We start from the raw sequence: 12,491 nt of genomic DNA, 5'->3' as shown, positions 1-12,491 counted from the left end.
GCGGCTCAGAGGCCGAGCTTCTTGAAGATGTTGGCGAGCTTGTCTTCCAGCGTGGCCTTGGTGAAGGGCTTGACGATGTAGCCTGCGGCACCGTTCTGCGCCGCCAGCACGATGTCTTCCTTGCGGGCCTCGGCCGTGACCATCAGCACCGGCAAGTGCTTGAGCTTCTCGTCGGCCTTGATCGCCGAGAGCAGCTCGAAGCCGTTCATGTTCGGCATGTTGATGTCGGTGACGACAAAGTTGAAGGCGCCGGCCTTGAGCTTGCCCAACGCGATCGCGCCGTCCTCGGCCTCATCGGCGTCGGCATGACCGATCTCCTTGAGCAGGTTGCGCACGATACGGCGCATGGTGGAGAAGTCGTCAACGATCAGGAATTTCATCGGGGTGGACATGGCGGGCTCCACGGAGGGGTGGCGATGGACCAACGCGCCGGGTCAGCGCGAGGCCTCTTCGGTAGGTTTCGTCAGATTGGCGGAAATCTGTAGGGCGGGCACCCGCGCAGGCGGCGGCACTTGCGCAGGCACTGCCTCGGCCGGTGGCGGGTTCGCGGCGGCGGGGGTGTCGGCCAGGCCGGGCACCGGCGCGGCCGGCAGCGCGGGCGGGAACATGCGGTCCTCGTACTCGCGCGTCATGATCACGATGCTGATGCGCCGGTTAGACGGGTCTTGCGGCTTCTCGGGCAACAGCGGCACGCTGGCGGCCAGGCCCTCCACGCGGCGCAGCTTGTCGTCGGGCAGGCCACCGGCCACAAGTTCGCGGCGCGAAGCGTTGGCGCGGTCGGCCGAGAGTTCCCAGTTGCTGTAGCCACGCTCGCCACTGCCGTAGGGTGTGGCGTCGGTGTGGCCAGCCAGCGCGATGCGGTTCTCCACGTCGCCCAGCGCCTGGCCCAGCGTGCGCAGTATCTCCTGCATGTAGGGCTTCACCAGTGCGCTGCCGGTGTCGAACATCGGCCGGTTCTGATCGTCCACGATCAGGATGTGCAGCCCGTCGGGCGTCTTGACCATGCGAATCTGCGATCGGTATTCGCCCAGCTTCGGGTTCGTGTCAATCACCTCGGTGATCTTGCGCTCCAGCGCGTCGATGCGCTCCTGGTCCTTGCGGGCTGCTTCGGCGCGCGCCATCTGGGCGCCGAGTTCCTTGGTGGTGCGCTCGGTATCACCCGAGTCACGCTGGCCGAACGCGGCAGATAGATCGCGTCCGCCGCCGGTGATGATGCTGTTGCTGTTGCCGGTGCCATCCCCACCCAGGAGCGACACCTTGACCGGGTTCTGGAAGTAGCTGGCAATGCCTTCGAGCTCGCCCTTGGCGGTGGAACCCAGCAACCACATCAGCAGGAAGAAGGCCATCATGGCCGTCACGAAATCGGCGTAGGCGATCTTCCACGCGCCACCATGCGCCGCGTGGCCGGCCTTCTTGATCCGCTTGACGATGATGGGTTGAAGCTTTTTTCCGTCGCCGGCCATCGCGATACCTCAGGCCCTCAAGCCTTCTTGCCTTTGACGTGGTTCTCCAGCTCGGAGAACGTCGGACGCACGTCGCTGAACAGCACCTTTCGGCCGAACTCGACCGCGGTGGCCGGTGCGTAGCCCTGCATGCTGGCCAGCAGCGTGGTCTTTATGCACTGGAATTCCTTGCTGCTCTCTTCCACCTTCTGGTCCATGAGGCCACCCAGCGGTTCGAACACGCCATAGGCCAGCAGGATGCCCAGGAAGGTGCCCACCAGGGCCGAGCCGATCATGGCGCCGAGCACCGCAGGCGGCTGGCCCACCGAGCCCATGGTGTTCACCACGCCCAGCACCGCAGCCACGATGCCGAAGGCCGGCAGGCCGCCGGCCAGGCGCGCAATGGCGGCCACCGGGGCATGCGCCTCCTGGTGGTGGGTCTCGATCTCGCTGTCCATCAGCGTCTCGATCTCGTGCGCGTTGAGGTTGCCAGAGACCATCATGCGCAGGTAGTCGGTGATGAACTCGACCACGTGGTGGTCGGCGGAGATCGTGGGGTACTTCTTGAACACCGCCGACTGCTCGGGGTTCTCCACGTCCTGCTCGATGGCCATGAGGCCTTCCTTGCGGGCCTTTTGCAGCAGGTCGTACAGCAGCGCCATGAGCTGCATGTAGCGCTCTTTGGTGAAACGGCTGCCCTTGAAGCAGCCCGCGATGCCTTTGAAGGCGGCCTTGACCACCTTCATCTGGTTGTTGATCAGGAAGGCGCCGAGCGCCGCACCGAGGATGGTGGTCATCTCGAACGGCAGTGCCTTGAGCACCACACCGATGTTGCCGCCGTGGAGGATGAACACCCCGAAGATGCAGAGCATCGAGACCACGAAGCCGATGATGACGAACATGTGCTGGGCCGCAGGATGGGGTTGCCCGGGCGGGACATACCGCGCGGGGGTTTGCAGAACTTATCGGTCGACTCTAGGGGGGGATGAAGGCAGCCAGAAACGGAAAAAGGGCCCTTGAGCGGGCCCTTTTCAAGCTTTGACGGCGTGCGTCGATCAGTGCAGACGCAGGCTGTTGGCGCTGGCGCCCTTGCCGGCGCGCGCCGGGGGCTGGCACAGCCCGCAGACGTAGTGGCGGGCGTTCTCGTAAGGCTCGGTGACGAACTGGCCACCGCAGCAGGAGCACTTGGTCAGCGTGAGCATGCCGTTGTCGACGAACTTCACCAGCCGCCACGCGCGGGTGACGGACAGCAGCGGCTCGATGGCGCTGGCGCTCATCTGCTCGCTGTAGAGGCGAAAGGCCTTGATGACGGCATCGATCTCCTCCAGCGCGCTGGACTTGGAGAGGTACTCGTGGATGTTGAGGAACAGCGAGGCGTGGATGTTCGGCTGCCAGGTCAGGAACCAGTCGGTGGAGAACGGCAGCTGGCCCTTGGAGGGGCTCTTGCCCGCGACTTCCTTGTACAGGCGCAACAGGCGCTCGTAGGAGAGGCTGGTTTCGTACTCGAGCACCTGCAGGCGCGCGCCGAGCTGGATCAGGGCCACCGCGCGTTCGATGTCGCGCGACTCGTTGAGGATGCTTTTGCCAGCGGCCATGTGCGTGCTCCGGTGCAGGGGTGGGATCAGTGGGCTGTGGCGGCAACCGACTCGGCGTACTTGCCGGCCATCAGGATGCTGGCGTGCAACTGGGTCGTGGTGCTGTTCTCGACCTTCTTCACGTTGTGGCTGGTCAGCAGGTTCCACACCAGGTCGTCGTCCACACGGAAGCGGCACAGCAGCATGTTGCTGGAAGCGATCTTGAGCAACTGCGCGGTGGAGAGCATGCCAAGCAGGTCGGCGGCTTCTTCCGTCAGGCCCAGGCGGAACAGGGCTTCGGCGCGGTCCTTGCGGATCAGGTTCTGCGCCAGCATCAGGTAGGTGAGGTTGGCTTCGCGGATCTCGGCCAGAAGTTGTTCGCTGTCCATCATGTGCTCCTTCACGTCCTCGTGGGTGGGGGGTTTCGCTGCCGGCTGGCATTGCTGGACCCGATGTGAGGAATTGTGTCGATCGGTGAAGAAACTTGAATCGGTAAAGCGCTGTGCAACGTGTCGGGAGAACGGGTGTGGCGGTGTCAGTGCAATGCCTACAACCTAGGTTCTCGTTTTCCCGACATCCGGCGTGAGATTCACTCGCCGGTGTTCCTGATCAGCAGGCATGGATTTCTTGCGCAACCGGGACAAAGCCAAGAAATGCCGACGTTCGGTGGCGCTTATCCGACCGCTCCACGTCAGACAAATCTCAAGAATCCCAGGACATCACCGAAATTGACGAAGCGAGCCCTTGATGGCGTTCGACGCCCGGCGTAACGGCCAGCGATCAGTGACGGTGAGACCCGGAATCTTCCGGACCACCTTTCACAGTCCATCACAGGAGTGAGTTATGACCACCATCAACACCAACATGATGTCGATGACCGCCCAGCGCAACCTGGCGACGTCGGCGGGGTCGCTCGCGACCTCCATGCAACGGCTTTCTTCGGGCCTGCGCGTCAACTCCGCCAAGGACGACGCCGCCGGCTTGGCCATTTCCGAGCGCATGAACACGCAGGTGCGCGGCTTGAACGTCGCCGCCCGCAACGCCAACGACGGCATCTCGCTCGCGCAAGTGGCCGAAGGCGCACTGGGCAAGGTGGGCGACATGCTGCAGCGCATGCGTGAACTGGCTGTTCAGTCGGCCAACGCCTCCAACAACGCAGATGACCGCAAGGCCCTGCAGGCCGAGGTCACGCAGCTGCGCCAGGAAATCGAGCGCGTGGCAAAGACCACCGCCTTCAACGGCACCAAATTGCTCGACGGCACGTTTGCGAACGTCACGTTCCAGGTCGGCGCCAATGCGGGGGAAGGCATCTCGATCGAGTCGATCGTCAGCGCCAAAACAGACACGCTGGGCACCCTCAGCAGCACCGAACATTACGAGGCAGCGGTCACCCAGCCTGCCACTCTTGACGCAACCACCGGCGCCGCCATTCCTGCGGGTACCGCCGGCTGGACCGTCAACGGCGTGCCTCTGGGCGGTATCGCAGCCACCACCGACCCGGCCGAGCGATCACGGCAGGTCGTCGATGCGATCAATGCAAAGTCGAGCGAAACCGGGGTCTTCGCGCGCGTGGCCGCCGGGGGTTACGAGGTATTTTCGAGCTCCGCTACCGCCACGTTCGGTGCTGCCTTTACAGCCCCCACCACCGGCGCACCAGGCGCTCTTGCTGCGCCGACTGGCACCGACGTTGAAAAACTGAGCTCGATCAACATCAACAGCTTCGGCGACGCTCAACTGGCATTGCGCGTCATAGACAAGGCGATTGATGCCATCAACAGTTCGCGCGCCGATCTTGGTGCTCTCCAGAGCCGCTTCGAGAACGCGGTGGCCAACATCAACATCACGGGCGAGAACCTCTCCGCCGCACGGGGCCGCATCATCGATGCCGACTTCGCCAAAGAGACCTCCAATCTCTCGCGCGCCCAGATCCTGCAGCAGGCTGGCACCGCCATGGTCGCGCAGGCCAACCAGATTCCGCAGAACGTACTGTCGTTGCTGAATCGCTAAAAAACCTCTGACCACGAAGGACACGAATGGCGACCATCACTTCCCCAGGCATGGCCAGTGGCCTACCCATCAAGGACATGGTCGCGCAGCTCGTGGCTCTTGAGCGGGCGCCGCTCACGGGCCTGCAGACGCAGGTCAACAAGGCACAGAGCAAACTGTCCCTCTACGGCACCATCAAGTCACTCGTCACCTCGCTCGGGGACGCGGGTGCGCGGCTGTCGGAGGCGAACACGTTCAAAGCGGTCAAGGCGACGTCGTCCGTTCCCGATGTGGTGGGCGTGACGGTCGCTGCAGGCACCCCGCCCACGGGCTTTTCGCTGGAGGTGCAGCGCCTGGCGCAGGCACAGAACACGTCGAGCGCTGCCGTGCCCACCGGCAGCGGCATGGGCGCAGGCACGCTGACCATCACCCTGGGCAACTGGGGCAGCGGCAGCTTCGTGGCGGGCAGTCAGACGCCAGTGCAGATCACCGTCGAGGAAGGCAAGGACACCTTGATCGACATCGCCGGGCAGATCAATGGCTCGGATGCAGGCGTCACCGCCACCGTGCTGAAGGATGCCAACGGCGAGCGTCTGCTGCTGCGTTCCAAGGCCACCGGCGCTGAGATGGGTTTTCGGGTCGAGGCCACCGACACCAACGCCGGCGATGGCAAAGACCTCGGGCGCCTCGCATACACCGGGGCGGGATCGCCCAGCACGCTCACGCAGGCCGGCTTGAATGCCCAGTTCACCATCAATGGGGTAGCCATCGAGTCAGCCGCCAACACCGTCAAGGACAGCGTCGACGGCCTGACCTTCGAGCTCAAGAAGGTGACCACAGGCCCCGTGGAAGTCAGCGTGAGCAACGACAAGGACGCCATGAAGAAGGCGGTGCAGGGCTTCGTCGATGCGTACAACGCTGTCATGGACATGCTGGCCACCTCAACCAAATACGACCCGGAGACGAAGGTCGCAGGCTCGCTGCAAGGCGACAGCACGGCAGTCGGGCTGCGTAACGCCATTCGGGGGATGATGCGGTCGAGCACGCCGGGGGGCGAGTTCACACAGTTGGTTGACGTCGGCATCGAGATCAAGTCCGACGGCAAAATGAGCATCAACAGTACCAAGCTGGACACCGCACTGGACAAACCGGCCGAGTTGGGCAAGTTGTTCGGGGCCTCCAACGTCGATCCCACGCTACAGGGCTTCGGCCTCAAGCTGGACGCTTTTGCCGACGGACTCGTCGAGGCCGGCGGGACCCTAAGCAACCGGACCGATTCGCTGCAAGCCAGCATCAAACGCACCAACGCGGAAATGGACAAGGTGGTGGATCGCGCTGCACGTGCCGAAACGCGCTACCTGGCTTACTACAACGCGATGGACGCCAACGTGGCGCGCCTGAACTCGCTCAACGCCTACATCTCGCAGCAAGTCACCATGTGGAACCGCAGCAAAGGCTGACGCAAGCCTTCTGCCGATTACAGCGCGGGCGATGGACATCCATCGCCCGCTTTCATTTCGAGCATCGAACGGCTCAAGTAATCGGCAGCGTCGCCGAAACACCCAGCAACGGGCCACGGATCGCGGTTCGTGATCCGGCAACAGCGCCGGTTGTCCTCAACAGTCCACTCACAGGAGTCCGACATGACCACCATCAACACCAACGTGATGTCGATGACCGCCCAGCGCAACCTGAGCGGCTCGGCCAACGCCCTCGCCACGTCCATGCAGCGCCTGTCCTCGGGCCTGCGTGTGAACTCCGCCAAAGACGATGCCGCCGGCCTGGCCATCTCCGAGCGCATGAACAGCCAGGTGCGCGGCTTGAACGTTGCGGCGCGCAACGCGAACGACGGCATCTCCCTGGCCCAGACCGCCGAAGGCGCGCTGGGCAAAGTCGGCGACATGCTGCAGCGCATGCGAGAGCTCGCCGTTCAGTCGGCCAACGCCTCCAACAACAGCAGCGACCGCGCCGCATTGCAAGCCGAGGTGACCCAACTGCGTGACGAGATCGATCGCGTGGCAAAGACCACCAGCTTCAACGGCACCAAACTGCTGGATGGCACCTTCGCCAACGCCACCTTCCAGGTCGGTGCCAACGCTGGCGAGGGCATCTCGATCGATTCCATCGTCTCGGCCAGATCCACCACACTGGGTTCCGATCTGAACAGTGAGCTCTACGTCGCCACCATCACCGGCGCCACACTTGCGACGATGCCTGCCGATGGCGCAGCGATTGCAGCTGGCGCCCTGACGATCGACGATGCCAATGGAAATGCCGTCGCACTGGGCGCAATTGCTGCAGCCACCACCACCGCTCAGCGGACAACGCAGGTTGTCAATGCAATCAACGCCAAGGCGTCCGAGACTGGCGTATTTGCACGCGAAACGACCGGCGGCAACTTTCAGATTTTCTCCGACCGCGACTTGACGGCCGCAACCGGATTCTCCGGATTCGGCGCCACCACGACCGGTGCGATGGCCGACACTGTTCCGCCCGCTGGCGCCACCCTCGAAGCCCTGAGCACGATCAACATCAACAGTTTCGGCGACGCCCAGATCGCCCTGAAGGTGATTGACAAGTCCATCGACGCCATCAACAGCTCACGCGCCGACCTCGGCGCCCTGCAGAGCCGTTTCGAGAACGCGGTGTCCAACATCAACATCACCGGCGAGAACCTCTCCGCCGCCCGCGGTCGTATCGTGGATGCCGACTTCGCGAAGGAAACGTCCAGCCTCTCGCGCGCGCAGATCCTGCAGCAGGCCGGCACCGCCATGGTCGCTCAAGCCAACCAGGCGACGCAGAACGTCCTGTCGCTGCTGCGCTGACCGATCGGCCCCGCGGCCAACGACCGCAGAACGAACGGCGATGGCCTCAAGGGTCATCGCCGTTTTGTTTTGGGAATTGACGGGTGATTCCGGTGCTGTTTCGCTTTGACAAAGCACCCGAACAGCTTGGCTTGACCCTCAAGAAATCGCCGAGACAGTCGAAACAGACAACAACGAATCTTCAGTGAGGTTCGTGCCCGGCACACGGCCTTCGACATGGACACGCGCCGGATCGTTCAGACGGTTCAACCCTTCAAAGGAAACAGCGATGACCACCATCAACACCAATGTCATGTCGATGACCGCCCAGCGCAACCTGAGCGGCTCGGCCAACTCCCTGGCCACCTCCATGCAGCGCCTGTCTTCGGGCCTGCGTGTGAACTCCGCCAAAGACGATGCCGCCGGCCTGGCTATCTCCGAGCGCATGAACAGCCAGGTGCGCGGCTTGAACGTCGCCGCCCGCAACGCCAACGACGGCATCTCGCTGGCCCAGACCGCCGAAGGCGCACTGGGCAAGGTGGGCGACATGCTGCAGCGCATGCGCGAGCTGGCCGTGCAGTCGGCCAACGCCTCCAACAACGCCGATGACCGCAAGGCTCTTCAAGCCGAGGTGACGCAGCTCAGCGCCGAAATCAACCGCGTGGCCAAAACCACCAGCTTCAACGGCACCAAGCTGCTGGACGGCACGTTTGCCAATGCCACCTTCCAGGTGGGCGCCAACGCCGGCGAAGGCATCGCCATCGATTCCATCGTTTCGGCCAAGACCGACACGCTGGGCAATGCGTCGCTGATCACCAGCGTCGGAACGATCACAACGACCGCCGGGGCCAACGGTGCCATCGCGGCAGGCGCACTGAACGTCAAGGGTGTGGCCCTCGGGCCGATCGCGGCCGCCGCCAGCGCCAGCGAGCGCACCTTCCAAGTGGTAGATGCCATCAATGCCAAGTCGTCGGAGACCGGCATCTTCGCCCGCGCTGTGGTCAACGCCAGCGGCGTGGCAACCGGGTTCGAGGCGTTCTCGGAAGGTGCAATCGCCGTGGCTGATTTCGGCAACTTCACGGCCGCTGCCACGGGTACCGTCGCAGTGGGTGCCGCCGCTACCAGTCAGCTCGACGACATCAACATCAACTCATTCGGGGATGCACAAAAGGCCTTGAAGGTCATCGACAAAGCCATCGACGCGATCAACAGCTCGCGCGCCGACCTCGGTGCCCTGCAAAGCCGCTTCGAGAACGCCGTGGCCAACATCAACATCACCGGCGAGAACCTCTCCGCCGCCCGCGGTCGCATCGTGGATGCCGACTTCGCGAAAGAAACCTCCAACCTCTCGCGCTCGCAGATCCTTCAGCAGGCAGGCACCGCCATGGTGGCGCAGGCCAACCAGAACGGCCAGAACGTGCTGTCGCTCCTGCGCTGAGAAAGACGGCTCCACCCGGGGCAGTTCCACGATCCAAGCGGCGGTGGCTCCAGGGCCACCGCCGTTTTGTTTTGATGCGTGCAACGGCCGCTCCTCCGATCACGCGAATCAGCTGTGAATCCCACCTCTGATCGCTTTTCGGATGCCTACAGTCCGCCGCCGCGTAGCCGATACATCGTGCATAGCCAGCAAGGAACACCCGCCATGTTCACCTCCGTCAACACCCGTTCTGCATCCGTCTACAAGCGCGTCGCCGTGGAAACCGGCGTCCAGGCCGCCGACTCACACCTCTTGGTGGGCATGTTGTTTGACGGCCTGCTCCAGGCGCTGGCCGTCGCGCGTGGCGCCATGGAGCGCGGCGAACTGGCGATCAAGGGCACACAGATCGGCAAGGCCGTGCGCATCATCGAAGAAGGCCTCAAGGCCGGCCTCGACCCCGCCGGCGGCGAGATGACCCAGAACCTGGGCGCCCTGTACGCCTACAGCGTGCGCCGCCTGACCGAAGCCAACCTGCGCAACGACGGCGCCGCGCTGGCCGAGGTGGTGGGCCTGATCGAGCCGGTGGCGCAGGCCTGGCAGGACATCCGCTCGCAAGCTCTGCAGGGAGCCTGAGCATGCAGCACCAGCTCATCGACTACTACAAGGCCATCGAGCGCACCAGCGAGCAGATGCTGGCTGCGGCGCAGGCCGAGGACTGGGACCAGGTGGTGCGCCTGGAGGGTGCCTGCGCGGTGCTGATCGCGCAGCTGCGCTTCAAGTCGCGCGACGCCGATCTGGCCCCCGAGGAACGCAAGGAAAAGGCGCAGATCATGCAGCGCATCCTGCGCACCGATGCCGAGATCCGTTGCCTGGCCGAGCCCTGGCTGAGCGACCTGGCCCAGATCCTCGACCGGCCGAGCCCGGCGCCGACGCACTGAGACCTTCTCCGGCAGCACGAAGCAACAAGAAAGGCCCCGCGGGGCCTTTCTTGTTGATGGTTCAGCGATCAACGCACATGCATCGAAACCGCAGCCGCCGCTGCGGCCACGCGCTCAGACCGACATGTTCATGATGTCCGAATAGGCCTGCACCATGCGGTTGCGCACGTGCAGCGCGCTCTGGAAACCGATCTGCGCTTTCTGCATGGCGATCATGGTTTCTTCCAGGCTGACATTGGGGTTGCCGAGCTGCACCTGGGTCTGCAGCTTGCTGGCCTGGTTCTGGGCGTCGCTCACCTTGCCCAGCGCGGCCTTGAGGTTGTCGGCGAAGGCCGCACCGGTGCCACCGGCCGCGGCGGTGCCGGCGGCGGGACGCTTCAAGGCGCCGGTGCCGGCCAGGCCCTGGCTGCTCAAGGGGGTCAGGCGCATGTCCATGGGGGACTCCTTCATCTCATGACAGGCCCCGATCCTAGGCACCCCCTCGGCAAGCCGGGCGGGAAATAAAGGCGCATAAGCGCGCCTTTTTGCGGGACTGCGCGTCGGGGGCGCCGGGATACTCGTTCGCATTCGGGGGCCATCTGCACCGTTCTCACCCTTAGCGCCCTCTGACGACACACGACGAGCCCACCCGCCCATGAGCACCACCGCCGTTGCCGAACTCGATGTCCAGCCCGCGCGCCCCAACGAGCTGGCCGATGGCTTCGCCCGCATGAGCCCCGCGCAGAAGACGAAGCTGGGCATCGGCGTGCTGGCCCTGCTGGGCGTGGCGCTGGCCTTCTTCTTCATGGGCCGCCAGCCCGACTGGCGCGTGCTCTACGCCAACCTGGGCGACAAGGACGGCGGCGCCATCGTGGCGCAGCTCTCGCAGATGAACGTGCCCTACAAGCACGCCGAGGGCGGTGGCGCCATCATGGTGCCAGCCGACAAGGTGCACGACACCCGCCTGCGCCTGGCGTCCCAAGGCCTGCCCAAGGGCACGGTCACCGGCTTCGAGCTCATGGAGAGCAACCGCTTCGGCATGACGCAGTTTCAGGAACGCCTGACGTTCCAGCGCGGCCTCGAAGGTGAGCTCACGCGTTCGATCCAGTCGCTCGGTTCCGTGCAGGCCGCGCGCGTGCACCTGGCGCTGCCCAATCAGAACGGCTTCTTTCGCGAACAGCAGAAACCCAGCGCCTCGGTGCTGCTCACGCTGTTTCCCGGCCGCACGCTCGACCGCGCCCAGGTGGCCGGCATCGTGCATCTGGTGGCCAGCAGCGTGCCGGAGATGAACCCCAAGGCCGTGAGCGTGGTGGACGACCAGGGCAACCTGCTCTCCAACCCGCCCGACGGCGCCGGCAAGCAGGGCGCCGACGTGCAGAAGCTGCAGTACGTTCAGCAGCTCGAGCAGACCTACACGCGCCGCATCCTGGACATGCTCGAACCGCTGGTGGGCGCGGGCAACGTGAAGGCCCAGGTCAGCGCCGACATCGATTTCTCCGAAGCCGAGATGACCTCGGAGCAGCACCGCCCCAACCAGGGTGGTGAACCCAGCGCGGTGCGCAGCCAGCAGCTCATCGAGGACAGCAATGGCAGCGCCGCACAGCCCGCGGGCGTGCCGGGTGCGGTGAGCAACCAGCCGCCGGCGCAGGGCAGCGCGCCCATCAATGGCCCGGCCGCGCCGGTGGGCGTCAACGGCCAGGGCACGGGCGACAAGACCACCTCGAGCCGTCGCGAGTCGGTGGTGAACTACGAGGTCGACAAGACCGTGCGCGTGGTGCGCGAGGCGACCGGCACCGTCAAGCGCCTGAGCGCGGCCGTGGTGGTGAACCACAAGACCACGCTCGATCGCAACGGCAAGCCGGTGAGCAACCCCATTCCGCCGCAGCAGCTGGAGCAGATGACGGCGCTGGTGCGCGAGACCATCGGTTTCAACCAGACCCGCGGCGATTCGGTGAACCTGGTGAACGCCCCCTTCAACGACGTGAAGCTGCCCGAGGCCGAGCCACTGCCGTTCTGGCAGCAGGCCGACACGCTGGAGCTGGCGCGCAGCATGGCCTTCCCGGCCGGCATGGTGCTGCTCGCGCTCATCGTGTTCCTGGGCCTGGTGCGCCCGGCGCTGCGCCTGATGAAAGCCCCGCCCGGGCCGCGCGAGGTGACGCCGCTCAACGCCATCCTGAACGAAGCGCCCGAGCGCCCCGGCCTGCCGCAACCCACGGCACCCGACGAAGACACGCCCGAGCGCCGGCGCATGACGGATGCCAAGCGCCTCGCCTTGGAGAACCCCGCAGCGGTGGCCAACATCGTCAAGGGCTGGGTCAACGGCGAAGCCGCGGCCTGACCGAACGAAGGAA

14 protein-coding genes are annotated in these 12,491 nt (G+C 64.8%); 7 read left to right on the top strand and 7 right to left on the bottom strand.

What is annotated here, in order from left to right; genetic code table 11:
• Positions 1-5 precede the first annotated feature (5 nt).
• The 5 genes from cheY to flhD all read right to left on the bottom strand — a co-directional run bounded on the left by cheY (position 6) and on the right by flhD (position 3,405).
• Complete coding sequence (cheY, locus tag M3149_RS14600; protein ID WP_251710277.1) at positions 6-392, bottom strand: chemotaxis response regulator CheY; 387 nt, start codon at positions 390-392, stop codon at positions 6-8.
• Between the two features lie 42 nt (positions 393-434).
• On the bottom strand, positions 435-1,463 hold the full coding sequence (motB, locus tag M3149_RS14595) for a flagellar motor protein MotB (RefSeq protein ID WP_251710276.1): 1,029 nt from the start codon (positions 1,461-1,463) through the stop codon (positions 435-437).
• Between the two features lie 17 nt (positions 1,464-1,480).
• Entirely contained in the window at positions 1,481-2,344 is an 864-nt protein-coding gene (gene motA / locus M3149_RS14590; protein ID WP_251710275.1) for a flagellar motor stator protein MotA, read from the bottom strand.
• A gap of 153 nt (positions 2,345-2,497) precedes the next feature.
• Complete coding sequence (gene flhC, locus M3149_RS14585) at positions 2,498-3,037, bottom strand: flagellar transcriptional regulator FlhC (protein WP_251710274.1); 540 nt, start codon at positions 3,035-3,037, stop codon at positions 2,498-2,500.
• 26 nt (positions 3,038-3,063) lie between these two features.
• Positions 3,064-3,405, bottom strand: a complete 342-nt coding sequence (gene flhD, locus M3149_RS14580; protein WP_251710273.1) for a flagellar transcriptional regulator FlhD — start codon at positions 3,403-3,405, stop codon at positions 3,064-3,066.
• A 454-nt stretch (positions 3,406-3,859) separates the two neighbouring features.
• On the opposite strand from flhD, the gene M3149_RS14575 reads away from it, so the two are divergent.
• From M3149_RS14575 to M3149_RS14565, 3 genes are all read left to right on the top strand, one after another.
• Entirely contained in the window at positions 3,860-5,023 is a 1,164-nt protein-coding gene (locus M3149_RS14575) for a flagellin (protein ID WP_251710272.1), read from the top strand.
• 26 nt (positions 5,024-5,049) lie between these two features.
• Entirely contained in the window at positions 5,050-6,462 is a 1,413-nt protein-coding gene (gene fliD / locus M3149_RS14570) for a flagellar filament capping protein FliD (protein ID WP_251710271.1), read from the top strand.
• Between the two features lie 183 nt (positions 6,463-6,645).
• The gene (locus M3149_RS14565; RefSeq protein ID WP_251710270.1) at positions 6,646-7,827 is read left to right on the top strand and encodes a flagellin; all 1,182 of its coding nucleotides are present in this window, start codon (positions 6,646-6,648) and stop codon (positions 7,825-7,827) included.
• Positions 7,828-7,965: 138 nt separating this feature from the next.
• On the opposite strand, the gene M3149_RS14560 is transcribed toward M3149_RS14565, so the two are convergent.
• Complete coding sequence (locus M3149_RS14560) at positions 7,966-8,112, bottom strand: hypothetical protein (protein ID WP_251710269.1); 147 nt, start codon at positions 8,110-8,112, stop codon at positions 7,966-7,968.
• On the opposite strand from M3149_RS14560, the gene M3149_RS14555 reads away from it, so the two are divergent.
• From M3149_RS14555 to M3149_RS14545, 3 genes are all read left to right on the top strand, one after another.
• A complete protein-coding gene (locus tag M3149_RS14555; RefSeq protein ID WP_251710268.1) occupies positions 8,096-9,244 on the top strand; it encodes a flagellin in 1,149 nt (382 codons plus the stop codon). The two genes, M3149_RS14560 and M3149_RS14555, sit on opposite strands and share 17 nt — an antisense overlap.
• A 204-nt stretch (positions 9,245-9,448) precedes the next feature.
• Positions 9,449-9,856 carry a flagellar export chaperone FliS gene (fliS, locus tag M3149_RS14550; protein WP_251710267.1) on the top strand — a complete coding sequence of 136 codons (408 nt, stop codon included), beginning with the start codon at positions 9,449-9,451 and terminating at the stop codon, positions 9,854-9,856.
• Between the two features lie 2 nt (positions 9,857-9,858).
• On the top strand, positions 9,859-10,161 hold the full coding sequence (locus M3149_RS14545; RefSeq protein ID WP_251710266.1) for a flagellar protein FliT: 303 nt from the start codon (positions 9,859-9,861) through the stop codon (positions 10,159-10,161).
• 114 nt (positions 10,162-10,275) lie between these two features.
• Here M3149_RS14545 and fliE read toward each other — a convergent pair whose 3' ends face one another.
• Positions 10,276-10,596 (bottom strand): flagellar hook-basal body complex protein FliE, encoded by a 321-nt coding sequence (fliE, locus tag M3149_RS14540; protein WP_251710265.1) that lies wholly within the window; start codon positions 10,594-10,596, stop codon positions 10,276-10,278.
• Between the two features lie 199 nt (positions 10,597-10,795).
• On the opposite strand from fliE, the gene fliF reads away from it, so the two are divergent.
• Positions 10,796-12,478 carry a flagellar basal-body MS-ring/collar protein FliF gene (gene fliF / locus M3149_RS14535; RefSeq protein ID WP_251710264.1) on the top strand — a complete coding sequence of 561 codons (1,683 nt, stop codon included), beginning with the start codon at positions 10,796-10,798 and terminating at the stop codon, positions 12,476-12,478.
• The last annotated feature ends 13 nt before the right edge of the window (positions 12,479-12,491 follow it).

The organism is Hydrogenophaga intermedia (assembly GCF_023715105.1).
GTDB classification, from domain to species: domain Bacteria; phylum Pseudomonadota; class Gammaproteobacteria; order Burkholderiales; family Burkholderiaceae_C; genus Hydrogenophaga; species Hydrogenophaga intermedia_A.
The sequence above is the reverse complement of the archived record's forward strand: the minus strand, read 5'-3'. Positions and strand labels throughout refer to the sequence as shown.